The sequence below is a fragment of the Erythrobacter sp. YT30 genome (assembly GCF_001542875.1).
Taxonomy (GTDB): Bacteria; Pseudomonadota; Alphaproteobacteria; order Sphingomonadales; family Sphingomonadaceae; genus Erythrobacter.
Genome location: NZ_LMAF01000003.1, coordinates 103,461 through 126,883, shown reverse-complemented (window position 1 = coordinate 126,883; position 23,423 = coordinate 103,461). Strand labels below are relative to the sequence as shown.

Annotated in this window: 21 protein-coding genes and 1 riboswitch; of the genes, 10 read left to right on the top strand and 11 right to left on the bottom strand. The window is 57.4% G+C overall.

The features are described from left to right. Positions 1-25: 25 nt before the first annotated feature. Positions 26-1,702 (top strand): hypothetical protein, encoded by a 1,677-nt coding sequence (locus tag AUC45_RS14370; protein WP_067604162.1) that lies wholly within the window; start codon positions 26-28, stop codon positions 1,700-1,702. Between the two features lie 20 nt (positions 1,703-1,722). On the opposite strand, the gene queF is transcribed toward AUC45_RS14370, so the two are convergent. Next, positions 1,723-2,193, bottom strand: coding sequence for a preQ(1) synthase (queF, locus tag AUC45_RS14365; RefSeq protein ID WP_067604160.1), 471 nt, complete (start codon positions 2,191-2,193; stop codon positions 1,723-1,725). A gap of 222 nt (positions 2,194-2,415) precedes the next feature. Between queF and AUC45_RS14360 the strand changes: the two genes are divergently transcribed. The 9 genes from AUC45_RS14360 to AUC45_RS14320 all read left to right on the top strand — a co-directional run bounded on the left by AUC45_RS14360 (position 2,416) and on the right by AUC45_RS14320 (position 10,909). Continuing rightward, positions 2,416-3,657, top strand: a complete 1,242-nt coding sequence (locus AUC45_RS14360; protein WP_156423895.1) for a hypothetical protein — start codon at positions 2,416-2,418, stop codon at positions 3,655-3,657. 61 nt (positions 3,658-3,718) lie between these two features. Beyond that, entirely contained in the window at positions 3,719-4,570 is an 852-nt protein-coding gene (locus AUC45_RS14355; RefSeq protein ID WP_067604155.1) for a sulfurtransferase, read from the top strand. Further along, positions 4,567-5,775 (top strand): cystathionine beta-lyase, encoded by a 1,209-nt coding sequence (gene metC / locus AUC45_RS14350; protein WP_067604153.1) that lies wholly within the window; start codon positions 4,567-4,569, stop codon positions 5,773-5,775. Before AUC45_RS14355 ends, metC begins: the two co-directional genes overlap by 4 nt. Beyond that, positions 5,775-6,899 (top strand): mechanosensitive ion channel family protein, encoded by a 1,125-nt coding sequence (locus AUC45_RS14345; RefSeq protein WP_067604151.1) that lies wholly within the window; start codon positions 5,775-5,777, stop codon positions 6,897-6,899. Before metC ends, AUC45_RS14345 begins: the two co-directional genes overlap by 1 nt. 81 nt (positions 6,900-6,980) lie before the next feature. Continuing rightward, positions 6,981-7,784 (top strand): uroporphyrinogen-III C-methyltransferase, encoded by an 804-nt coding sequence (gene cobA / locus AUC45_RS14340; RefSeq protein ID WP_082701202.1) that lies wholly within the window; start codon positions 6,981-6,983, stop codon positions 7,782-7,784. A gap of 1 nt (position 7,785) precedes the next feature. Further along, positions 7,786-8,085, top strand: coding sequence for a DUF2849 domain-containing protein (locus AUC45_RS14335; RefSeq protein ID WP_067604150.1), 300 nt, complete (start codon positions 7,786-7,788; stop codon positions 8,083-8,085). After that, entirely contained in the window at positions 8,085-9,713 is a 1,629-nt protein-coding gene (locus AUC45_RS14330) for a nitrite/sulfite reductase (protein WP_067604148.1), read from the top strand. Before AUC45_RS14335 ends, AUC45_RS14330 begins: the two co-directional genes overlap by 1 nt. Then, complete coding sequence (locus AUC45_RS14325; protein ID WP_067604146.1) at positions 9,706-10,158, top strand: DUF934 domain-containing protein; 453 nt, start codon at positions 9,706-9,708, stop codon at positions 10,156-10,158. Before AUC45_RS14330 ends, AUC45_RS14325 begins: the two co-directional genes overlap by 8 nt. Further along, complete coding sequence (locus AUC45_RS14320; protein WP_067604144.1) at positions 10,151-10,909, top strand: phosphoadenylyl-sulfate reductase; 759 nt, start codon at positions 10,151-10,153, stop codon at positions 10,907-10,909. The genes AUC45_RS14325 and AUC45_RS14320 overlap by 8 nt, the downstream gene beginning before the upstream one ends. 4 nt (positions 10,910-10,913) lie before the next feature. Here AUC45_RS14320 and AUC45_RS14315 read toward each other — a convergent pair whose 3' ends face one another. From AUC45_RS14315 to ftsZ, 10 genes are all read right to left on the bottom strand, one after another. Next, the gene (locus tag AUC45_RS14315; protein WP_233998876.1) at positions 10,914-11,831 is read right to left on the bottom strand and encodes an NAD(P)-dependent oxidoreductase; all 918 of its coding nucleotides are present in this window, start codon (positions 11,829-11,831) and stop codon (positions 10,914-10,916) included. Then, on the bottom strand, positions 11,828-12,949 hold the full coding sequence (gene proB, locus AUC45_RS14310) for a glutamate 5-kinase (RefSeq protein WP_067604143.1): 1,122 nt from the start codon (positions 12,947-12,949) through the stop codon (positions 11,828-11,830). Before proB ends, AUC45_RS14315 begins: the two co-directional genes overlap by 4 nt. A gap of 4 nt (positions 12,950-12,953) precedes the next feature. Beyond that, on the bottom strand, positions 12,954-14,015 hold the full coding sequence (gene obgE, locus AUC45_RS14305) for a GTPase ObgE (protein WP_067604142.1): 1,062 nt from the start codon (positions 14,013-14,015) through the stop codon (positions 12,954-12,956). 40 nt (positions 14,016-14,055) lie between these two features. Beyond that, entirely contained in the window at positions 14,056-16,008 is a 1,953-nt protein-coding gene (locus AUC45_RS14300) for a TonB-dependent siderophore receptor (RefSeq protein WP_067604553.1), read from the bottom strand. A 121-nt stretch (positions 16,009-16,129) separates the two neighbouring features. Next, positions 16,130-16,339, bottom strand: a riboswitch (cobalamin riboswitch). Positions 16,340-16,369: 30 nt separating this feature from the next. Further along, positions 16,370-17,257: a hypothetical protein gene (locus AUC45_RS14295; protein WP_233998874.1), complete on the bottom strand. Its 888-nt coding sequence runs from the start codon at positions 17,255-17,257 to the stop codon at positions 16,370-16,372. A gap of 261 nt (positions 17,258-17,518) precedes the next feature. Beyond that, complete coding sequence (locus tag AUC45_RS14290) at positions 17,519-18,247, bottom strand: Bax inhibitor-1/YccA family protein (protein WP_067604549.1); 729 nt, start codon at positions 18,245-18,247, stop codon at positions 17,519-17,521. Positions 18,248-18,421: 174 nt separating this feature from the next. Next, positions 18,422-19,225, bottom strand: coding sequence for a pyrroline-5-carboxylate reductase (locus AUC45_RS14285; protein ID WP_067604548.1), 804 nt, complete (start codon positions 19,223-19,225; stop codon positions 18,422-18,424). Between the two features lie 37 nt (positions 19,226-19,262). Further along, complete coding sequence (locus AUC45_RS14280) at positions 19,263-19,769, bottom strand: YbjN domain-containing protein (RefSeq protein ID WP_067604141.1); 507 nt, start codon at positions 19,767-19,769, stop codon at positions 19,263-19,265. A 179-nt stretch (positions 19,770-19,948) separates the two neighbouring features. Then, on the bottom strand, positions 19,949-21,418 hold the full coding sequence (locus tag AUC45_RS14275) for an SPOR domain-containing protein (protein WP_233998872.1): 1,470 nt from the start codon (positions 21,416-21,418) through the stop codon (positions 19,949-19,951). A gap of 120 nt (positions 21,419-21,538) precedes the next feature. After that, positions 21,539-23,299 (bottom strand): cell division protein FtsZ, encoded by a 1,761-nt coding sequence (gene ftsZ, locus AUC45_RS14270; RefSeq protein ID WP_067604140.1) that lies wholly within the window; start codon positions 23,297-23,299, stop codon positions 21,539-21,541. Between the last annotated feature and the right edge of the window lie 124 nt (positions 23,300-23,423).

The window sequence follows — 23,423 nt, the reverse complement described above, 5'->3', positions numbered from 1 at the left end:
CTTTAATCGATCTAGCATCTCAGAAATGAGCCAAAACGCTCCCCAGAATGATGGCGGTGAACCGCTGGTCGATCGGCTCATCCGCGAAGCCTACAGCATCACCTCGCGCCCGGAACGGCTGATCTCGCTTTTCGAAGTCGCCGAACCGCAGATCGATGGCCCATCTTCCGACGTTTCCAAAGCGCAATGGCATTTTGAAGAAGCGGGGCGCCTGATCGATGAGGTTGTCCCGATTGTCGGCAACAGTTTTTCAGGCTTCGAACCCTCCCCCGGCATGAGCGGTGAGGCGCAATTGATCCTCGATAAAGACTGCCGTGTGCTGGATTTCGATGGCGACTTGTTCAAATCGGGCGACCTCCGCAAAGGCCAAACGGCGCCCGATTGGATTTGGGACCCGATTGAGCGGGATAATGATCAGAAGCGCGTCGCAAACTGCCTCTCCAGTCGCGAACCGGGCTTCCTGCGCTTGTTCACCCGCCCCGAGGATAAAACCGGGCGTTGGTTTGCCATCCAGGCAAGCGAGAAAGGCAAAAGCGTCGCCCTCTCTTCAATCCAATTCCAATGGCGCGAACGCACTGGCGAAAAGTTCCGCGAGGCTCTGGTTCTCACTGACGCTGAACTCGCTTTGACCCGGCATCTGGTTTCTGGCGGAACCGTGCGAAGCTTTGCAGAACAGCGCGGACGATCCGTTGGCACCGCGCGCAATCAGCTTAAAATCCTGTGCCGCAAACTTGCGATCAATTCCCAACAGGAATTGCTGATGCTCTACACCGGCTTTGCGCATTCACTGCAGGTGATGGATGACGATGCGAAAGATCGCAGCCATTTCTGCGCCCGCGTTTTTCGCGAAGAAGACGGCCAGCGCATCGCTTGGGAAGAGCACGGCGATCCCGCGGGTTTTCCGGTAATCTATTTCCACCCGTTCTTCGAAGGCGCGCTATTCAGCGATGAGCAAAATGCGGCCGCGCGCGAAGCGGGATTGCGGGTTCTGGCCCCTTGGCGGCCCTACATGGGCGAGACGACCGGCAATTATTCGCGTCAGGAAATGGTCCGCGATTTTGCGCGCCGCCTTGGCCCGTTCCTCGAAGCGCAAGGGATTTCGCGCTGCAATGTGCTGGGCGCAACTGCCGGCGGACCATTCGCTATGGGCTTCCTGCAAGAGCACGGCGCGCGCGTTTCGAAAGCAGTTCTCGCAGCGCCCTCCATCCCGTTTCCCAAATGGTCAGATCTGAAAGAGGTCGCGCCCGGATTTCGCCGCCCCTTGCAGCTCACACGGCTCGCGCCTGCCTTTGCTCGCATTTATGTTCGGGCAACTGTCGCGGGCACGCTCAAAGGCAAGTTCGACACCTTTATCGATGATTTTTACAGTGAAAGCCCAAAGGACAGAGTGTATTACGCAAATAGCGACATCCGCGATCTGATCCGGCGCTGCGCAACATACACCTTCATATCGCAGGTGGATGGTCCAAGCGAGGGCGTCGTTCTGGAGGCATCGGACTTCAGCGATCTGTGCCGCGAAATCGACGTGCCGGTGACCGTGGCCGTCGGTAAAACCAGCACGTTCATTTCAACCGCTGCCTACCAAAAATTCTGCGATCGATTTGGTTTTGAGCTCGACAATGAGTTTCACCGATCCGGCCAACTTGTCATGCACGATGACCCGCGCCGCATATTCAGTATGCTGAGACCGGCAACGAGTTAAGCGCCCCCAAAGTCACCTGTTCACCCGCGTCCGCGATAGGGCGCAACGCCCTGATCGGGCAGCCACAAACCTTCAGGCGGCGCGCCGCTTTGCCAGAACACGTCTATCGGTATGCCGCCGCGCGGATACCAATATCCGCCAATGCGCAGCCATTTGGGTTTCATTTCGTCAAACAATCGCTGGCCAATGCCCACCGTCACATCTTCGTGAAAGCCGTTGTGATTGCGGAAACTGCCCAGAAACAGCTTCAGGCTTTTCGATTCCACAATCGTTTCGCCCGGCGCGTAATCGATCACCAGATGCGCAAAATCGGGCTGATTGGTGACAGGGCACAGCGAGGTGAATTCAGGCGCTGCAAAGCGCACGAGAAACAGCGCACCCTCGCGCGGATTGGGCACATAATCGAGCTGCGCCTCTTCGGGTGATTGCGGCAGCGGCGTATCCTTGCCGAGGAAGGCGGGAGCGCCGGCATTGTCTTGTGTGGTATCCATGCCGCGCTGTTGCCGGGAAAGACACGGCTGCGCAAGCAGCTTACTGGACGAACGCGCTCGCATGCCTATTTGCGATAAGGCCTCGCGCTGGTGCGATCAGATGTTCAATCCGCACCGCCGAACGGGCGATTTGTTCATGTATATTGCGATAGGCTTTGCCGACAACACCTGCTGACCATGCGTTTGAACCGAATTTCTATCTCTGCCGCCGCGAAAGGTACGATGCTGCGATCAGCAGCGGTTTCGCTTGCACTCGCTGCCGGCGCGATTGGCGCGCAAGGGGCACACGCGCAGAGCTTTAATCTGCCAGAACCGACACCAACGCCCACCCCTGCACCACAAGGCCCGGTCGACGTTCGATCTGGCGTTCCGATTGCACCGCGTTCGATCCCTGACCAAACCTCGCAACCTGCCCAGCCGAGCGAGGAAGCGCAAACGCCTCCACCTTCGCAATCAAATGGTGCGTCGCCTTCTGGCGCTGGGAATGAGACGCTGGACGTCACCCTGCCACCGGCAAGTCCTGTCACCAGGCCGGAGCCGAGCACATCTGCCAGCCCGCCTGCGCAAAGGTCGCAAAGTGGCGCGAGCCAAGGTACAAGGCCGCAAACTGTCGCCCCCACTGCGCCTGCGGAAGTTGCAGCGCCCGGCCCGCTAACGTCGGAAAGCGAAGGTACATCGCCAGTTTTGCCGCAAGAGGGCGCAAGCTCTCCCGCTCCTTCGATTGATGTTGGCAATGTTGCCTTGCCAGCTTCAGAGCCGGAACCCGTTCCCATGCCGCTCTGGATATGGGCTGCTGCCCTTCTGGCGCTTGCACTGCTTGCTGGGGCCTTTGCCTTTATGCGGTCTCACAATTCCAAAACGCGGCGCCCGGCAATGGCGATCCAAGATCAGGCAGCAATGGCTCCACCTCTATCGCCCGCAAATAGCACTGAATCTGGGCCACAGGCCGCTCCGTCCATTCCAGCGAACGCCGCGCCCCGCATAGATCTTGAACTCGACATCACCAATGCGACCCGATCCTTGATGATGTTCACGCTCGATTGCCGCATCACCCTGCACAATCGATCCGATAGAGGGGTTCGTGACATTTCGGTGTTAAGCCAGTTGGTGTGCGCGCAGAGCGCGGCCCCCACACAGGCAAATGGAGCCGACCTGCCAACTCTGGAGACAATTGAGCGCATTGGCCCACAGCAATGTCGAACCATCACAGCACAATTGCAATTGCCACTGAAAGAAGTGCGCCCCATGCGTCAGGCGCAAAAACCCCTGTTCATTCCGCTCGCTCTTGTCGGTTTGAAAGTCGGAAACGCTGATGTGAGACAGCGCAGTTTTGTGATCGGCCTGCCCAGCGCAGCCACAACGGGAAGAGTTCACCCCATCCCGCTTGATACTCCGCCGGGTGGCATAATCGGGCTCTTGGCGCGCGAAGTGAAAGCTGAAACACCCAAACCGCAGGCCGCCTGACGTTTTACTGGCTAGCAATTGGGGCCTTGGCGCGCGCCTTGGCGGCGGCTACCCAGCGCGAATGAGCGATACTTTCCCGGTTCTTGTGTCAACGCAGTGGCTGGCTGACGCCCTTCAGAGTTCGGATATCAAAATCCTTGATGCAAGCATGCACTTGCCCAATGCAGGCCGCGATGCGCGTGCCGAGTTTGAAGCAGGTCATATACCCGGGGCGCAGTTCCTTGATCTGGCGAGTTTCACCGACAAGACTTGCGACGTGCCCGCCGCTCTGCCAAACAAGGCGCAAGTCGAGGCGCGCCTTGCCGAGCTGGGCGCGACCGGCAATGAAATTGTCCTTTACGATGATAGCGCAGTCAAAACCTCCGCGCGTGCATGGTTTGCCCTAAAAGCACATGGCGTCGAAAACGTCGCAATCCTCGATGGCGGAATGGCGAAATGGCGAGCGGAAGGCCGCGGTGTTGAGGAAGGCGAGGCTTCGTCGCTAACGGCAGGCCATGACGCAGGCGAAGCGCCATCGCGGGTGCGCTACAAGGCCGATATGCTCGCCAATATTGAGAGCAAGTCGGAGCAAGTCGTCGATGCAAGGAGCGCGGATCGGGTCTTTGGACATGGCATCGATCCGGTTCATGGAGGGCAGAACGGCCGCATTCCGGGGTCCTTCAATGTGCCTTTCAACACCCTGTTTAAAGCGGATGGGACTTTCAAATCGCCCCATGATCTGCGCACGATCTTTGAAGAGGCCGGAGTGGACCCCTCGCGCCCCATCACGACGACTTGCGGCAGCGGCGTCACTGCGAGCGTCCTTCTATTTGCATTGGAGTTGATTGGGAAAACCGACACGGCGCTATACGATGGCAGCTGGTCTGAATGGAGCGCTGATCCCGCCACTCCCAAGGCGGCAGGCCCACAATGAGCGATGATGGCAAGGATCTAAAGCCCGAAACCCGCATCACCCATGCCGGGCGGCGCGAGGAATGGACAGGCCGTGTCGTAAACACGCCAGTGTGGCGAGCATCGACGCATCTCTACACCAGCGAGGCCGAACGAAAGGCTGCCAACAAATCCAACGCAGATGGCGATTTCTTCTATGGCCGACGCGGGGCGCCGACACAGTGGTCCCTTGCTGAAGCTTTGACCGAGATAGAACCGGGAGCGCACGGTACCGTGCTTTATCCCAGCGGTGTCGCGGCGATTGCAGGTGCGCTCCTAACCGTGCTCAAACCCGGCGACGCCTTGCTGGTGACAGACAACGCCTACGATCCCTCGCGCGCGATGGCGACGGGATTGCTGAAACGGCTTGGCATCACGCATCACTTTTTCGACCCGCTTGATATCGCTGCTTTCGGAGATTTGGTCGCCAGCACCTGCCCGCGCGCCGTATGGCTTGAAAATCCCGGCAGCCTGACGATGGAAGTGTGCGACATTCCCGCGCTCTCCGCGATTGCCAAAGAGGCAGGGGCCGTCAGCCTGATCGACAACACGTGGGCAAGCGCGCTCGGTTTTCCTGCTCTGGAGCGCGGCTGCGATATCGTGATGCAGAGCCTGTCAAAGCATGTGGGCGGCCATTCTGACCTGATGATGGGCAGCGTATCGGCAGGCGAGCGCTGGTATCGCGCGCTGCGCAGAACCTCTCAGGAATTGGGTCAGGTGGTCTCTCCCGATGATGCAGCGCTTGCCGCACGGGGCTTAAGGACAATGGCGGTGCGGCTAGAGCGATCAACGGCGAGCGCGATCGAAATCGCGACATGGCTCAAGGAACAACCGCAAATCGCGAGGGTGATGTGCCCCATGCTACCCGGCGATGCTGGCCATGCGCTGTGGAGCCGTGATTTCACCGGGGGGTGCGGTCTCTTCAGCTTTGTCCTGTCGAGCGATGATCCTGAAGCGAGCGCGCATGTCGTCGACAACCTCTCGCTTTTCGGGATCGGATACAGTTGGGGCGGCTATGAGAGCCTTGCCCTCCCAATCTTCCCGCACCAGCACCGCGCCACCATGGGTGCGCCCACGTTGACTGATAACGACAAACCGCAAGCCGCCATCCGGCTGTCCATCGGCTTGGAAGATCCCGGCGATCTGATAGAAGACCTTAGATACGCATTGGAAAAACTGGATCATTAATGACCGCAACAACGCCCAATTCAGCGACGGAAGTAACCGATCCGACTACGGATGAAACCTCAACGCCCGCTGACGGCAGCGAACAATCCGATACAGCTACTGATCCAGAGGGCGCACAAGAACCAGAGGCTCCAGCAGAAGAAACTCAGCCGACACCAGAAGAACCGGTCGAAGTCGTCGAAGGTTCGAACAATCTGATCGAAGGTGCTGAGGCGCAAAGCGAAACTGCTGGCGCACTGCTCAGATATCTTCACGAAGCAGCTTTCGAGATCGGCAATTTCCGCTTTTCTCTGCTCGATGGACTGCTGATTATCGGCGTGATCCTGCTGGTGGTGACGGTTGCGTGGTTCGTAACCCGACTCAGCCGCACCGCGATCCGCAAGATCTCGCGCTTCGATGGCAGCCAGAAAGTTCTCGCCGAAAAACTCAGCACCATCGCGATCTGGGGCATTGCATTCTTTATCGGCATGGACATGCTGGGGATTGATCTCACCGCGCTCGCCTTTGCAGGTGGTGCGTTTGGCCTTGCGATTGGTTTCGGTCTTCAAAAAACCTTCGGTAATCTCATCTCCGGCATCATTCTCCTGCTCGATAAATCGATTAAGCCGGGAGACGTCATTTCAGTCACCGATCAGGCTGGAAACGAGGCCGTTGGCCAAATCCGCAAGATTGGCATTCGTGCCATCTCTGTCATCACGCGCGATCAGACGGAACACCTCATTCCCAATGAAAACCTGATGATCAATCAGGTGGTCAACTGGTCGTACTCTTCCAAGGATGTACGGGTGAAGGCGCCCGTGGGCGTGTCCTATGACAGCGATCTGGAGCTGGTGACAAAGCTGCTTTACCAGGCTGTCGATGATACGCCTCGCGTTTTGAAAGTCCCGAAACCGCGCGTGAACGTGATGGAATTCGGCGACAACTCAGTTAATTTCGACGTGCGCTTCTGGATTGAGGATCCTGAAGGTGGGCTCGCGAATATCCGGTCCGATGTGTACATGCGCATCTGGAAACTGTTCAAAGAAAACGACGTCGAAATTCCGTTCCCGCAGCGCGATCTGCATTTGCGCAGTTCCAAACAGCTTGATCAGCTGGTTGAGCTGATAAGCGCGGGCAAAGCCTGACTTTTCACACAATAGCTTTCCTTACAGCCTCCCAATCCATTCTCGCTGGCGCGCAGCGGTGCTCTCGCCCATCTGGGAGCGATGGAAACAGGCACAATCTATCTTGTTGGCGCAGGTCCGGGCGATCCAGATCTTATGACGCTGCGCGCTGCGCGGCTGATCGAACGGGCGGAAGTGGTCGTCCACGACGGCCTCGTAAGCAGCGATATCCTCGCGATGGCTCGCCCTGATGCGCGACTGATTTCGGTCGCGAAACAGCGTGCGCGCCACACCCTTCCCCAAGATCAGATCAACGCGCTCTTGATCCGCGAAGCCAAGGCAGGGTGTGATGTCGTTCGCCTTAAAGGCGGCGACCCCCTGATTTTCGGACGCGGCGGCGAAGAGGCAGAAGATGCGCGCGCAGCAGGCGTTCCGGTTGAAATCGTCCCCGGCATATCAGCCGCGAATGGAGCCGCTGCGGCAGCCCAGATCGCGCTCACCCATCGCGACGCCTCCAGCATTGTCAGCTTTGTCGCTGGTCAGTGCAAAGGTCTATCCGATCAGGATTGGTCAGGTCTTGCAGGAAAGGGCCGCACGCTCGTCATTTACATGGGCGTGAAAACTGCGCCCCAGATCGCTGAAAAGCTGATGGCAGATGGCCTTGCGCCCGACGTGCCGCTCGCAGTTATCGAAAACGGCGCGCGCCCTGAAATGTGGGTTGTGCGCGGATTGCTCGCAGGACTGCCTGATCTGGTGCGCGACCACGCAATCAAGAGCCCCGCGCTGATCGTTATAGGCGATGTGACCGCGCGCCTCCCTCGTCATCCCAACGAACGCTGGGATCGCTCCGAGTTGGGCACAATCCTCAAGCAGATCCCAGCGTCCGCTGGGATGACGGGTGAATAAGATGAAAGTGCTCACCGGAAATGATCTGAAAACGGGCGATGTCATCTGGTGGACCGGCTCTGACTGGTCGCGCCATGTCGATGATGCTGGCGATGTGGGTGATGAAGGCGAAGAAATCCTCGCCCGCGAAGAAGCCGCCCGGCGCGTCAACGTGCCCTACATTATCGAGGCAAGCCGCGAAGATGATGGCAGCGTCCGCCCTGCCCACATCAAGGACCGCGTCCGCGCACTTGGCCCCACAGTGCGGCCCGATCTGACGCTCAAACCCAAAGACCCTGAAGCGCTCGACTGGATTATTTGATGTATAAGTACGATACCTATGACCAAGCCATGGTCGATGCCCGTGTTGAGGAATTCCGCGATCAGGCCCGTCGGCGCCTCGAAGGAAAACTGACCGAAGACCAGTTCAAGCCGCTGCGGCTGATGAATGGCCTTTATTTGCAACTGCACGCCTACATGCTGCGCGTTGCCATTCCCTATGGCACGCTGAACAGCGCTCAGATGACCGTGCTGGGCGATATTGCGGACAAGTATGATCGCGGGTACGGGCACTTCACCACGCGGCAGAACCTTCAATACAATTGGATCAAGCTGGAGGATGCAGCCGATATTCTCGCTGATCTGGCCAAGGTCGAAATGCACGCGATCCAGACGAGCGGAAACTGCATCCGCAACATCTCCTCCGATCACTTTGCAGGCGCGTCACATGACGAGCTCATTGATCCGCGCCCCTATGCCGAGTTGCTGCGCCAATGGTCGAGCTTCCATCCGGAATTCACCTATCTCCCGCGCAAATTCAAAATCTGTGTGATCGCGGCTGAGAAAGACCGCGCAGCCATGCGTCTTCACGATATCGGCATCCAGATTGTTGAGCAGGATGGGGCAATCGGCGCGCGTTTCTATGTCGGTGGTGGTATGGGCCGTACGCCCATGATTGCGCCGATGATCCGCGAATTTGTGCCTTTGGATCAATTGATTACATATGCTGAGGCTTGCCTGCGCGTCTACAACCGCCATGGCCGCCGCGACAACAAGTACAAGGCGCGCATCAAGATCCTCGTCCACGAATTGGGCAAGGAAGAGTACACTCGCCAGGTCGAAGAAGAGTTCGCTCATATGCTCGATCAGGGCGTGGAACCGCCCCTTGCCGAGATTGAGCGGCTGCGCACCTTCTTTGCCCCGCCAGCCTTTGAAGATGGCCCCAAAACACTCGATCGCTCCGATCCTGATTTTGCGCTGTGGGTTGATCGCAATACGCATCGCCACCGGCATGACAGCTATGTCTCCGCCGTCATTTCCCTAAAGCCCGTCGGCGGAATTCCGGGTGACGCAACGGGCGATCAGATGCGCCTCATGGCAAAGCTCGCGCGTGCATACAGCTTTGACGAATTGCGCATCATGCACACGCAGAATGTCGTGCTGCCGCATGTGAAGATTGCTGATCTTCACGCGCTTTGGACAGAGCTTGACGCAGCGGGCCTTGGCGCGCCCAATCTGGATACGATTGAAGATATCATAGCGTGCCCCGGTCTTGATTATTGCAGTCTCGCCAATGCGCGTTCGATCCCGCTTGCGCAGCGCATTTCGGAACGGTTCGCTGCCAAAGGCAAGACAGAAGAATTGGGCGAATTGAAGCTCAAGATTTCAGGCTGCATCAATGCCTGCGGGCACCACCACGCTGGCCATATCGGGATCCTTGGGGTGGACCGTAAGGGCAAGGAGAACTTCCAACTGTCGCTTGGGGGCAGCGAGGCCGAAGACGTGAGCCTCGCCAAGATTACCGGCCCCGGTTTCGATGAAGACGGCGTGATCGACGCGGTGGAGAAAGTCACTGACGTCTATCTCGGCGCTCGCGAAGGGGATGAGCGTTTCCTCGACACCTATCGCCGGATCGGCATGGCCCCGTTCAAGGAGGCGCTTTATGGATAATCCCCTCGGTACCTCTCCCGATGAAGTGCAATTCCGTTTCCGTGATGACGAGGTCGTAGATCACGGCACCGTCACTGTCGATGCATGCTGCGATCAAACCAACGCCACCGCAGTGCGGATCGAACCCGGTGATGATGCGCGCGAATTGCTCAGTTTCTTGGACCGTCTGGCCCTGGTCGAAGTGAATTTCCCAAGTTTTGCCGACGGACGCGGCTATTCGGCTGCACGCATCCTGCGCGAAGCGGGATACACGGGCGAATTGCGCGCGGTGGGCGATATCGGGGTCGACCAGCTTAGCCATTTGCGCCGCTGCGGCTTCGATGCCTTTGCGCCCGACCATCGCCTGGATGAAGAAGATGCGGCTCGCGCGTTCGCGACTTGGGACAATGTCTATCAAAAGACTGTCGATGGCCGTCCCACAATTCAGGAACTGCGTCATGAATGAAGTGCGCAAAATTGACCGGCTCGATGCGGGGCCCCGTTTTTCGGAGCACGATGCGGTGCGCCTTAACCGCATGTTTCGCGGATCATCGACGCTGGAGATGCTCGAAGGCGTGATTAAGGGCGATCTCGCTGGCGATCTTGCTATCGTTTCAAGTTTTGGCGCGGAAAGCGCTGTTTTACTTCACCTTATTGCACAGATTGATTCCAACATCCCGGTCCTGTTTCTCGATACGGGCAAACACTTTGCAGAAACACTCGCCTATCGGGATCTGCTCGTAAGCCGCATCGGCCTCACCAATTTGCAAGTCCTGACCCCCGACCCGGATGACTTGGCCAAAAGGGATGAAACAGGCCTCAGATGGTCCTACGATCCCGATGGCTGCTGCGAAATCCGCAAGGTAAAGCCGCTCGAAAAGGCCCTCGCCGACTTCGACGCAAGCTTTACGGGTCGCAAGGCGTTTCAGTCTTCGACACGCGCAAACCTTCCGCGCTTCGAAATCGACACGACCGATGCGCAAGGGCGTCTCAAGATCAACCCGCTGATCGATTGGTCAGCCGAAGATATCGCGGCCTATTTCGAAGAGCACGACCTTCCCCGCCACCCGCTGATTGCAAAGGGCTTTCCCTCAATCGGCTGCGAACCGTGCACGCACAAGGTTGCGCCCGGAGAAGACCCACGCTCTGGCCGGTGGAAAGGCTGGGACAAAACCGAATGCGGCATCCACAAGCCGGGCGAGGAACCGTTTTTGTGATTGGCTAGAGCCAGCCCTCAGCTTTGTACCATTCCGCGGTTTGTCTTAATCCCTCTTCGCCACCGATCTGCGGCTGCCAGATGTCCTCAGGCACGGCGTGGTCCGAGCGGGACACCCAATTGGGGTGACTCATATATCCGACCCTATCAGGCGTGAGCTTGGCCTTGTCACCGCGCAGCCGCTTATCAGCATTGGCTGCGATGCTGAGCACATTGGCTGGCAGGTGCGGCGCGAACACGCGGCGGCGGCCCATGGCTTTTCCAATGGCCTGCGCCAGCTCTTTATGCGACCAACCGCCTTCCCGGCCATCATCGGGCTCATAGATAACCTTAAGCCTTGCTCGATTTGCGAGCGTCACCAGCAACGATGCCAGATCGCCCACGTGTATAATGGAGGTCGCGCCGCCTGGTGGCAGCGGAACGAGGCCCAGCTTTGCCGATCGAAACAGATCGTACATATCGATGTCGCGCGGGCCGTAAACGGCAGGAGGACGCACCATTGTCCAATCGAGCTTCGACGTTTTAACAAGCTCTTCCGCGCGCGCTTTTGACGCCCCGTAGGCCGACAGGTCAGGCTTTCGAGCTGCCAAGGATGAGACAAATACAAACCGTCCTACCTTCGCGCCTTTAGCGGCGGCAATCACATTAGCCGTACCTGTGACATTGGCTTTTTCGAATTCGGTGACATCCGGCGTGTTGGTAAGGCCTGCAATATGGATGACCGCGTCCGCGCCTTTACACAAATTGGCCAGAGCTTCCTCATCCTCAAGAGTGCCCTTCACCCATTCAAGGCCCTCGCGCGCTGATTGATCGCGCCGGGTGAGGGCACGGACAGAATGGCCCATCTTCAAGGCGCGATCGATTACCGCGCTGCCCACAAATCCGGTTGCGCCTGTCACGGCGAGCACCTTCGCCTCGCTCACGCTCGCACCATATGATCGCGATGCACCACAGCTGCGCGAGGAGCATAGCCGAGCTTGGCTTCCTGATCGCCCTGGCTGAGCCCCAGAATGGCGCGACATTCGGCGGCGGAGTATTCCACCAGTCCCTGACCCAATCGCTCTCCTTTGGGACCATGGAGGCTGACCAGCGCGCCCCGTTCAAACTCGCCAGCGACTTCAATAAGTCCGGCTGCGAGCAGACTTGCGCCTTTGCCGAGCGCCGCGACACAGCCTTCGTCCACACTCAATACGCCCTCAGGCGCAAGCCGTCCGCCGAGCCAGCTTTTACGCGCGTTATCAGCGCGCACAGGCACGAAGATAGTGCCACGACCAGTAAGGCGCACAGTATGGATCGGGCGTTGCTCTATTCCATTGATGATAGCGAGCATGATCCCCGCTCGCTCCGCAATGCGCGCGGCTTGGAGCTTGGCTTTCATCCCACCAGAGCCGAGGCCGGATGATGACCCCTCGCTGGCCATAGCGATAATTTCAGGCGTTACGCCTTCAACCAATTCAATCAGCTGCGCGCCGTCTGCAGATGGATCGCGATCATAGAGGCCATCAACATCGGACAAGAGCAGGACAGCATCCGCCCCCGCAGCCTGCGCGACACGCGCCGCTAGGCGATCATTGTCGCCAAAGCGAATTTCCTCCGTGGCGACGCTGTCATTCTCGTTGACGACGGGAACCGCTCCCGTTTCCATCAACCGCTCGAGCGTTGCGGACGCGTTTAGGTAGCGACGACGGTCCTCCAGATCATCAAGCGTCACCAGCATCTGCGCTGCGATCAGTCCGTGACGGTCCAGCGCTCCTGCCCAAAGCTGCGCCAAAGCCACCTGTCCCACGGACGCTGCAGCCTGCGCATCTGCAAGGCTTGCTCTCCCACCATTCGGCAGACCCAAGCGAGCAGCACCCAGCGCAATCGCACCCGAGCTCACCAAGATGATCTCAGTGCCATTCTCGCGCAGATCCTTCAGATCAAGGGTCAGCGCATCGAGCCAGCTGCGCGCTGGCTGTCCATCATTGACGAGCAGAGCGCTGCCTATCTTGACCACCAGCCGCTTGGCATTGGAAACATCTCTGAGGGACGTAATTGTCATTGAATCAGATGGGAGACCATTCTGTGGCGCCATCCTCGTCTTCGTCTTCAACCTCCACCGTCTTGGTCTCGGTCGATGTCCGATCTGGAAGATACGAGAGAACTGCGTCCATCAGTGCGTCGATGCCTTCTCCGGTCGCGCCTGAGACGCTGAAGACCTTTTCGGCACCTGCGGCGATCAATTCTTTGGCAAACGCGTCACCCAATTCGGCATCGGCAAGATCGAGCTTATTCAGAGCGACGAGGCGGGGTTTATCTTCGAGCCCTGCCCCATAGGCAGATAGTTCTTCTTCGACGATACGCATTGCCTCAGCAGGATCATCGCCAGCGATATCAATGAGGTGGATGAGCACACGGCAGCGTTCGATATGGCCTAGGAACCTATCACCAATCCCAGCGCCATCAGCCGCGCCTTCGATAAGGCCCGGAATGTCGGCAAGGACAAATTCGCGCCCCTTGTGCCGCACCACGCCCAGCTTCGGGATAAGCGTTGTAAAGGCATAATGCCCGACCTTTGCACCCGCATTGGATACAGCGTTGATAAAGGTCGATTTGCCAGCATTGGGAAGACCCACCAGTCCTACATCGGCAAGCAGTTTTAGCCGCAGCCACACCCACATCTCTTCTGCCGGTTCACCTGGCTGATGTTGGCGGGGAGCGCGATTGGTAGCGGACTTATAGGACGCATTGCCGCGCCCACCCATTCCGCCTTCGAGCAGGACAACGCGCTGGCCCACTTCGGTAAAGTCGGCGAGCACCTCTTCCTTGTCCTCGGATAGGACCTGCGTGCCCACTGGCACTTTGATCACCAGATCGGGCGCGCCCGCGCCGGTGCGGTCTCGGCCTTGTCCGTGATTGCCGCGCTTCGCTTTGAAATGCTGAGCGTAGCGAAAATCGATTAAGGTGTTGAGGCCCTGCACCGCCTCAAACACGATATCGCCGCCCTTGCCGCCATTGCCGCCATCGGGTCCGCCATACTCTACGTATTTCTCACGCCGAAACGAGACGGCTCCGGGGCCGCCAGCGCCTGATCGGACGTAGATTTTCGCTTGGTCGAGGAAATGCATGACGCGGCATGTATGCATTTCCCCGCCAGAAAGCGAGAGCTTAGAACCCCGCTTGTATTCCAATCAGTGCGGTTCGTCCCGGCGAGACGAAGCTAAAGACCTGCTCATATTGCTCATCCAAGAGGTTTTCGACCCGTCCAAAAGCGCTAATCCCATTCGCGATTTCCACCCTCGCGTTGAAATTTACGAGCGTGTAGTCATCAAGCGTGGTCTGTGGCGCAGGGAAGGCTCCGGTGCTGAAATCGAGATCACGAGCGTCGCCATTATATCTAACTGCGAGATTGGCTGAAAAGCGTTCTTTTGGCTCGGTCCAATTGAGCACTGCGCTTGCAATATGGTCGGGGCGGCGCACTTCTTCCGTGCCATCCTCTTCAGCATCGAGATAGGTGTAGGCTCCATTGAATGAGAAGCCTGCACCCAAGTCTGCCGTCACTGCGACTTCTACACCCTGCTGTTTGCTTTCTGTGTCACGATTGCCGGGGGTTGCGATAAATGTTGGCGGCGGAAAGGTCGTGAAGATTTCATTGTCGAGCTCCGCATTGAAGTAGGTCACAGAGATAGTCGCGTTCCCGTCCGCAAAACTCTGGTCGACGCCGATTTCCCAGCTTATTGACTTCTCGGGCTGCAAGTCCGGATTGCCAAGAAACATGCCGTCGAAAAAGCCGAACAGCTCATTGAGCGTCGGGTTTTTAACGCCTGATCCCGCCGCTGCTCTTACCCTGGTCGTGTTGGTGAGGCTGTATCCCGCTCCAACCCGAAATGTCGTTGCATCTTGGAACCGGTCATTGATGTCATGGCGAATGGCTGCGGAGAAATCGAACTCGTCTCCAGCGTAACGGTATTCACCGACTAGGCCGACATTCTCGACCTCGTTGCGATCATTGAAAGTCAAGACGTTGTTAAAACCCTCCTCTTCGTAGTCAGCCGCAAAGGTGATGCTGTGATCGCTTCCACCGAAGTTGTAGGCGCTAACATAGGACGCCTTAAAGCGGTCACTTTCGGTTCCGCTTGGAAAGCCGGCAGGCTGCACCGTATCGCGATTGGCATCAGTTATCTGGGCTGAGAGATCATGCGTCCATGATCCGTTGAGCGCTTCGAAACGGGCGCCCACCAAGGCCGAAAACGACTCATTTTCAAAGCGTGTCCCAGGGCTGTCGATGACCAGTCCGAAGGTGGGACTACCGAACGTGAAGTCTTGCTCGTTAAAGCGACCTTCGGTGGACGTGTATCGGGCGACAGCGCGAATTGTGACGCCATCGGTTAGCTCTACCGATCCCTTGCCCGAAAGCGTCGCGCTTTCGCGCCCAATGTCACGGTTGCCACCGCGCGCATTGGGTTCACCGTCTGTGCTGACCACAACACCGGACAATGCGGCATCCCAGCCATCGCCGAGAAAGCCGGCGCGGGCGCCGACGTTGAAAGTGGCATTGGTGCCAGCTTCGAGAAATGCCGAAAGGCCCTCCAAGTCGCGACCGCTTGCGCTTTGATATGCGACAACGCCGCCAATCGCATCGTTACCGTAAAGCGCGGATTGGGGGCCGCGCAGCACTTCGAGGCGGCTGCCAATTTCAGCCTGCAATGTGCCAATGTCAAATTCACCGCTTCCGGGGTCAGATACTTCTATGCCATCGACTAGAACAAGCACATGATTGGCCTCAGTGCCGCGGAGGCGAATTTGGGTCTGACCGGGAGTGGATGCGACCGCTACACCGGGAACATCACGCAAGACGTCTTCGATATTGCGGATTTGGCGTTGCTGGATTTGTTGCGGGGTTACAATTGTCGCCGAACCCGTAAATGTAGATGTGCGAACTCCATTCTTAGCTCGATCCGCACTTACCAAAATAAGGTTGGGTGAGATTAGCGCCTGCAGCGAGACAGCCCCGCTGTCCGAACTTGCCGAGTCCTCGATTGTGTCATCCTGCGCCGCCAATGGCGCGCTCCAACCCAGCGCACATACAGCCGCGCCGCAAAGCAATTTTGTAAATCTCATTTCTCGGATCCCTTCCGATTCAAGCGTCAACAAACACGCCGCGCGGGTCCACACCCACGCGCCGCACCAAGTCGTCGCTCGAAACGAAGGTTATCCGCGCCTCCCCAATCCCTGAGAGCGGCCACAAGCGACACGCGCCGGTCGGTCTCCTGGCTTGCGGGTCAAAGCTTTTGCTTGCGCCTTCCCGGATGCCTCAAAAAGGCCCAGTGGCTGCGCGCCCCATTGGAACGCGCGCGAAACAATCACTCACCGCTTACAGTTGCAGGGACAGCTGCGGAATTGTGCCAAAGGCACGCACCACATTCCCGTTACCGGCGTGTGCCAATTCGCTTACGATTGGATTGGTTGTAGCGCAACCCGCCTACTGATTGTCCGATCCCTCAGTCGGAAGAGGCTGACTGACGGGCTGGGAGACAAACCGAGTGTCCGCTGGAATAACCGGAACTTGCGTGCCTGTCTGCGGCTCTGCAACAAAACCAGATGTAGCAGTTGGCGTCGATAGCGTGGCGCCAGGATCTGCCGTACCGGTGCCAACCGTAGGGACCTCTACGCCGCGCGAGCGTGCGTTTTGAACCGCGACCCATCCTGGTTGGGAAGGACCGTATTGCGCACCATATTCTGCGTCCCAGCTGGCAGATTTCTGCTGGTACGCCGCATAGTCGTTGAAGAAGATCTCGAACGCCCGCTCAAGCTGTACGAAGTTATCGCGCGCAAACTCAGCGGGATCGACATCCGGTGCAGCGAGAAAACGGTTGGAAATATCCAGAGTCTCGCGGCAGAACGCGCCCCGTGCAGGCGGCAACGCAAAGAAGTTATATACGCCCGTCATCTTGTCTTCGCGAGCCATGATGGCAGCGCGCCGACTTCCCGCCTGGCTGCGATACACCTTATCGATGCGATCGTTGATGCGCTTCAATGGTCGCGCGTACTTCTTGATGTAAAGCGAGTAGCCATCGGTGATTGGATCAAACTGCGCAGTCGAACAGTTAAGCGCAGCGACATTCCAGCCAGAGCGGAAATGCCACACCAATTCATCATCGCTAAGACCCCGGTTGACGGTCAAGCGGCGACCATCTGCGCCAAGGGATGGGATATTCATGACATAGGCAGCACCGCTTGGCGGGATAGGCCGATACGGCACAGCTTTCACAACCGGGGCTGGCGGTGGTGACGGAGGAGGAAGCGGCACGGGTGCTGCTGCACAAGCTGCAAGAGCAGTCGTGCCCGCGGCGACAAAAGTAATCTTCAAGCCCGTCGCTTTGGACGCTTGGTTGGCTTTCTTCGGATGAATGGCTGTGTGCTTGTACATACTCGGCGACCTCTGTTTCCCCACACCGCGAACCATGTCGGGTTTATCCTTTATAAAGGGTGAATCTGATTGTATTTCTGGCACGGTAATCACACGGCGAGCCAAATAAAATGCCCGGGCCTCGCATTTGGAGACCCGGGCATTCGATTTTCGGTAGAGTGTGTTTGAGCGGCGTCAGTCGCCGAGCTCCTTACCTATGGCTTACTCGCGGCTGCCCAGGAAGTTGAGCAGGAACATGAACATGTTCACGAAATCGAGGTACAGGTTCAGCGCGCCCATAATAACGGCTTTGCCCATGAACTCGGTTCCGCGCAGATACTGGTACTGGTTCTTCAGCTTCTGCGTGTCGTAGGCGGTAAGACCGGCAAAGATTAACACACCAAGGCCGCTGATCACGAAAGCAAGTTCGCTAGAGCCAATAAACCAGTTCGCAACGGATGCGACGATCAGGCCGATTACACCCATGATCAGGAAGCTGCCCCAACCGGAAATGTCTTTCTTCGTGGTGTAGCCCCACAGCGATAGACCGGCGAAAGCAGCGGCAGTCGCAAAGAATGTGGTCGCAATTGATTCATTAGTGAAGACGATGAAAATCGTCGACATCGAAATGCCCATAACCACCGCAAATGCCCAAAAGAGGATCTGCAGCGTCGCTTGGCTCATTTTGTTGAGGCCAAAGCTCATCGCCAGCACAAAGCCAAGCGGAGCAAGCATCACGACCCATTGCAGCGGATTGCCAACGAATGCGTAAGTGAGGCCGCTTTCGGCCATGCCGAGAGCCACGAAACCGGTAACAATGACCGCGGTGCACATGTAATTATAGATTGAGAGCATATACTTGCGCAGGCCCTCATCATAGCTGACAGCACCGCCAGTGCGCGGCACCGAGCCGAAGCCCTGTTGGCGCTGAGTCTCATTCCAATCAGACATTTGGATCCCTTTCTCCTGAAACGGAGTCTCCATAAAACAGCGCGAACGCCCGCGCCATGCTCCAGCAATATCGGTGGTTTGCATGCCAATTTCAAGCAAAACCGACAAGATTGCAGGTGATTTATTCAGCTATACTTACCCGAAAATTAACAAGTTACACCTGAGCAAATGAGTTCAGTTCCTGTCCGCCGACAATTCAGCACCGCGATCACGGGTTTTGCGCAAGGTTTCCGTCAAAAGCCTCTGTAGTGCAGCGTTCTCATCCAGCACGTTTAGTCCTTCGCGGGTCATTCCGCCAGGACTAGCCACTTTGTCTGCAAGCACTCTAGGTGTGTCGTCTGAAGCCGAGGCCAGGCTTGCTGCTCCCTCTACCATGGCAAGCGCAAGCGATTGAGCCTGCGTTTCGTCTAATCCCAATTCGCGTGCAGCACCGGCGAGCGCATCAATGAAACGATAGACAAAGCCCGGACCTGATCCTGCAAGTGCGGTGGCGAGATCATACTGGGCCTCATCGTGCAGCCACACCGCTTTGCCAAGTTGATCGAACAGGGAAAATGCAGCCGCTTTTCCATCATCATCCAGACCGCACTCAGCAAGAATCACCGGCGATTTGTTCACCCGGCTGGCAAGGTTCGGCATGACTCTCACATGGGCTGACGCTTTGGGAAAAGCTTCGCGCAATTGGGCAAGAGTTATGCCTGCGAGCAAGGAATAGACCGGAACCCTGTTCGAGAGTTCCTGAAGGTCAGCTGCGGCTTCACCCATCTGATGCGGCTTGAAACCCAGCATGATCGCACCGTGCGGTGCACTTGCTTCGGCATCGGCGATAGATGAGTAGACGCGAACACCTTTGGGCCCCTCTTTCGCCGAACGATTAAGGATGTTGAATTGCGATGGCGACGCTCCTGCAGCCAGCCAACCTGCCAGCATCGCGCCGCTCATATTGCCATAGCCGATAATGCACAAAGGTGCTTCCATCGCGACGAGTTCTCCAACGAAGATCAGTGAAAGAGTATCAAGCCTCGCCCATTGCATCGACCATCGCAGCCTGCAAAGCCTCGCGTGGTGATTTGTCTCCCCACAGCACGAATTGGAATGCAGGATAAAAACGGTCACACTCGTCTATAGCGCTTTCGACCAGAGCCTGAGCCTGCGTTAGGCTTAGCATCCCATCATCGCCAAGCAGAGCGCCGTGCCGATAAAGCAGCACGTCGCCGCTCGACCATATGTCAAAATGGCCGAGCCACATTTGCTCATTCGCGAGGCTCAGCAATTCAAACGCATCGGCACGTTTCTCCTCCGCGATCCGTATATCGGGAAGGCACAAGAATTGCAGAACATTATCGTTTGCCCGCCAAATCGCGCGCAATTGATACTTGGCCCAGCTGCCCTGCACTTCGCCAGACATTTCTTCATCGGAAACCGATTCGCATTCCCATCCACGCGCTTCGAATAGCGCGAGGAGCATCTCGAGCGGGGCGGCATCGTCGTGAGCGGTCTGCTGGTGCTCGCGCGGGTTCATGGTGAAACGATCCGGGGCTGGTTGGCTATGCGGCCTTGGGGGGTGCGACTTTTCATATATGTGCCGAATGAACCTCTCCCCTGTTCATTGGCAATGCGGCAAAGCGGAGCGGCTGGGGAGAATTGATTTTGCTTGTTAACACCCTGTGCAAACTTTGATTTGGACGAAAGGCGAAAGCTTCAATCGAGTGCTTCGATTTCCGCGCCTTCTGGGCTTGTAAATGTGAAGGTATCGAGGCCTTTGCCTTTCAAATCATTGACCATCGCGCGTGCCTTCGCAGCGTTTTCGACCGGACCAGCAAGCAATCGGTTTGCTTCGCCCCAAGGCGTTACGTGCGCCTCAAATGGACCGAGGATATCCGGTGCCTGCCGTTTGATGCGGCGCCAGTCGAATTTTAGCGCGGCCACATCTCGGCCCGTCGCCACCTGGACCCAGAATCGACGCGGCGTGGGAGGCGGTGGCGGCGCAGCCTCCTGTTCGCGCGGGATATCGATCGTGTCCAGATCAACCGCATCAGAACGTGCGATCCGTGTACCGCTTTTTTCACCTATATCGGCAAAAGCATCGGCCACGTTCGGTTTCTCCTCGACTGCAGTTTGTTGAGGAGCAGCGGGCACCACACGCGATGGTGACGTGGAATAGACGACAGTTGGGCCTGTTTGCTTAGGCGGAGCAGGATCGGTTTCACTATTCTGCCCCTGCGGCTGGGTGCCGAGCGGCGCTCCTGCGGGTGCGAGACGAGCATCCGCGCCCGATGCTAGAGCGGGCGGCGAAGCTGGCGCTGCGTCCGCAACCACTTCATTGCTGTTCAACTGATATTGGGCAATTTCGGGATCTTCTCTGCCAATATCGGCCGCTCGCGGAAAAATACCAAGGTTGGCAGCCGCCGCCTGCTGGGCGCGCGTCAGGCGCGGCATATAGGCAAGGTACGGTGTCAAACGGCTCGACATATCCCGCGGCATCACTTCATTTACGATCGCTGCCGCGCGCGACTGCTCGCCTAATATTGCAAGGCCGAAAGCACGCGCGCGAAACGCCGCTGGATCACTTTTTTCGAGCAGCGGCCTCAATGTCTTTTCAAACTCACTGGTATTGCCGGAAATCGCTTGGCTAATCGCGAGACGTCGCCGCGTTTCAGAATCGTCGCTGCGCACAGCCAATGCTTGAGCGTAGTATTTCTGCGCATTCGAAAAATCGCCGACAAGGTCGTAGGCAAGGCCCCTATCTCGGGCAATCCCGATACCGCCTGACACGTCTCCTAGTGCGGCGATCTGATCATAAAGCCTCAAGGCCTGCACAGGACGGCCTGACTGCAGGAAGACCGAGGCAATACCATATTTCACTCTGGGATCCTGCGGAGCGATATCCTCAGCACGCCCGTAAAAACCCATTGCCGCATCGAGATCGCTAACCGCTAAGGATGCCCGACCTGCTGCTAACAATGCTGACAGATCACGGGGCTGGCGTGCCAAGCGCCGCAATGCTGCGCCAAGGTCTTGCACTTCTTCGGAACCGAGAGATTGGACAACAGGACGCGAGACCATTTCTTGCGCTTCTGCATCGCCAATTGGCAGCCCGAAGGTGATTGTTAAAGCAAGTGCCGAGATCGACAGGGTTTTCGCGAGATTTGGATGAAAGATACTTTTCACAGATTGAACGTTAACCAGAAGCGCAAAAACATGACAGCAATAACGGCTGGTTGGTGCGCCGAAGCGCACCGCAGCTAAGTCAGTCTGAGCAGATGGCCGGCAACAGACCGACTTCTCCGATTACTGATTGTTTTGACGCCCTAGGAAGCGAGGGATGCTGAGAGCTGGTGCGTCATCACCGTCCTCGTCATCGTCATCCTTATCGTCGCTTCCGGAGCTTCGCGACAAGTTCGCCATGCGCTCAAACAGAGTGCTTCCGCCTGAGCTTCCACCATCGCTGCCGCTCGAATTTCCAGAGCCGCCCGATCCGGCGTCGCCGTCAGCCGAACCACTTGCCTCATCACCGCCGAGCAAACCCTTGCGGCGACTGCCATCTGCCTTCGCTTCAACGGGCTTGTCTTCGGCTGCAAGTCGATCCGCATCAGCAAGCACGTCGCTCGTCTCATCGCCATCATCAGCATCTGAGAATTCGGCATAGCTCTCGCTCAATTCGAGAGCATCATCGCCATCGTCTTCGTCAGTTTCCGACAAGCTTGCGTTTTCCCGCGGACCAAGATCATCTGTGTCATTCGCATTGAAGTCGTAAGCGTCATCGTCTGCGCCACGCAGGCCAGCAAGCGGATCGACGATCTCATCGACGTCGTCATCGTCTTCGCCCATTTCATCGTCTGACTGCATTCCAGTGAGATCAAAGGGCTCAACGCCGTCATCCATGTCGTTTACTGGATCAGCCTCAGCGGCGATTTCAACGTCATCACCGTCGGAGGCATCGCTGCCAAAGGTTAGAGGAGCAATCGCTGGCTCTTCGGCTTCTGCCTCGATCTCGTTGTCGCTTGGTAAATCAAGGACCGGTCGCTTGGGAGCGCGTGCCGTTGAAAAAGCATTGGTCACTGGCCGTTCGGCAGCAGTCGCAGAGCCTTGCTCGATGCCCGTTGCGACAACCGATACACGGATCTTGCCGTCGAGGTCGGGATTGAATGCGCTGCCCCAAATGATGTTCGCATCTTCGTCGACAAGCTCGCGGATGTGATTGGCCGCCTCGTCAACCTCAAGCAATTTCATGTCTTCGCCGCCGATAATCGAAATGATAACGCCGCGCGCGCCCTGCATGCTCACGCCATCAAGGAGCGGGTTTGCGATCGCTTGTTCAGCAGCTTCCAATGCTCGGCTTTCGCCCTGGCCTTCGCCCGTGCCCATCATTGCTTTGCCCATTTCACTCATCACAGAGCGGACATCGGCAAAGTCGAGATTGATAAGGCCCGGCATGACCATCAGATCGGTAATCGAGCGTACGCCCTGCTGAAGCACTTCATCGGCAAGCTCGAATGCCTCTTTGAAAGTGGTTTCTGCCTTTGCCACCAGGAAAAGGTTTTGGTTGGGGATGACGATCAGCGTATCGACGTGATCCTGAAGTTCGTTGATCCCGGCTTCTGCTGCGCGCATCCGGCGCGTTCCTTCGAACAGGAACGGCTTCGTCACGACGCCAACAGTTAGAATGCCCATATTGCGAGCGGTTTCGGCGATCACTGGTGCAGCGCCCGTACCCGTGCCGCCGCCCATACCAGCTGCGATAAAGACCATGTTTACGCCTTCTAGCGCCTCCTCGATCTGCTTTACCGTTTCTTCAGCCGCAGCCTTGCCCACTTCAGGACGAGCACCAGCACCAAGGCCTCCGGTGATATCCGGGCCAAGCTGGATGCGTTTATCCGCAGGACTGGAGCTTAATGCCTGTGCATCGGTGTTGGCGACGATAAAATCGACGCCTTCAATATCGGAAGCAATCATGTTGGCGATTGCATTGCCGCCAGCACCGCCAATCCCGATTACCGTAATTCGGGGACGCATATCGTCGCTTGCTGCTGGTCCAATTGTGATGCTCATTGCCTAATCCTCCGGATGCGCGCGCACCAAAGGGGCATGCGCTTTTTGCATCCTATTCTTTTCTGACACATTCTTGACTACGCGGTTATACCGTTAAAATCCTTATCCACAGCGGGGCTTATCC

What these genes read in the sequence shown, in the direction of transcription:
- obgE (WP_067604142.1), bottom strand. Translation starts at nt 14,015, where the DNA reads ATGCATTTCCTCGACCAAGCGAAAATCTACGTCCGATCAGGCGCTGGC.
- AUC45_RS14330 (WP_067604148.1), top strand. Translation starts at nt 8,085, where the DNA reads ATGTATAAGTACGATACCTATGACCAAGCCATGGTCGATGCCCGTGTT.
- ftsZ (WP_067604140.1), bottom strand. Translation starts at nt 23,299, where the DNA reads ATGAGCATCACAATTGGACCAGCAGCAAGCGACGATATGCGTCCCCGA.
- AUC45_RS14320 (WP_067604144.1), top strand. Translation starts at nt 10,151, where the DNA reads ATGAATGAAGTGCGCAAAATTGACCGGCTCGATGCGGGGCCCCGTTTT.
- AUC45_RS14285 (WP_067604548.1), bottom strand. Translation starts at nt 19,225, where the DNA reads ATGGAAGCACCTTTGTGCATTATCGGCTATGGCAATATGAGCGGCGCG.
- AUC45_RS14300 (WP_067604553.1), bottom strand. Translation starts at nt 16,008, where the DNA reads ATGAGATTTACAAAATTGCTTTGCGGCGCGGCTGTATGTGCGCTGGGT.
- AUC45_RS14290 (WP_067604549.1), bottom strand. Translation starts at nt 18,247, where the DNA reads ATGTCTGATTGGAATGAGACTCAGCGCCAACAGGGCTTCGGCTCGGTG.
- proB (WP_067604143.1), bottom strand. Translation starts at nt 12,949, where the DNA reads ATGACAATTACGTCCCTCAGAGATGTTTCCAATGCCAAGCGGCTGGTG.
- AUC45_RS14345 (WP_067604151.1), top strand. Translation starts at nt 5,775, where the DNA reads ATGACCGCAACAACGCCCAATTCAGCGACGGAAGTAACCGATCCGACT.
- metC (WP_067604153.1), top strand. Translation starts at nt 4,567, where the DNA reads ATGAGCGATGATGGCAAGGATCTAAAGCCCGAAACCCGCATCACCCAT.
- AUC45_RS14360 (WP_156423895.1), top strand. Translation starts at nt 2,416, where the DNA reads ATGCTGCGATCAGCAGCGGTTTCGCTTGCACTCGCTGCCGGCGCGATT.
- AUC45_RS14335 (WP_067604150.1), top strand. Translation starts at nt 7,786, where the DNA reads ATGAAAGTGCTCACCGGAAATGATCTGAAAACGGGCGATGTCATCTGG.
- AUC45_RS14370 (WP_067604162.1), top strand. Translation starts at nt 26, where the DNA reads ATGAGCCAAAACGCTCCCCAGAATGATGGCGGTGAACCGCTGGTCGAT.
- AUC45_RS14325 (WP_067604146.1), top strand. Translation starts at nt 9,706, where the DNA reads ATGGATAATCCCCTCGGTACCTCTCCCGATGAAGTGCAATTCCGTTTC.
- AUC45_RS14355 (WP_067604155.1), top strand. Translation starts at nt 3,719, where the DNA reads ATGAGCGATACTTTCCCGGTTCTTGTGTCAACGCAGTGGCTGGCTGAC.
- AUC45_RS14280 (WP_067604141.1), bottom strand. Translation starts at nt 19,769, where the DNA reads ATGAACCCGCGCGAGCACCAGCAGACCGCTCACGACGATGCCGCCCCG.
- cobA (WP_082701202.1), top strand. Translation starts at nt 6,981, where the DNA reads ATGGAAACAGGCACAATCTATCTTGTTGGCGCAGGTCCGGGCGATCCA.
- queF (WP_067604160.1), bottom strand. Translation starts at nt 2,193, where the DNA reads ATGGATACCACACAAGACAATGCCGGCGCTCCCGCCTTCCTCGGCAAG.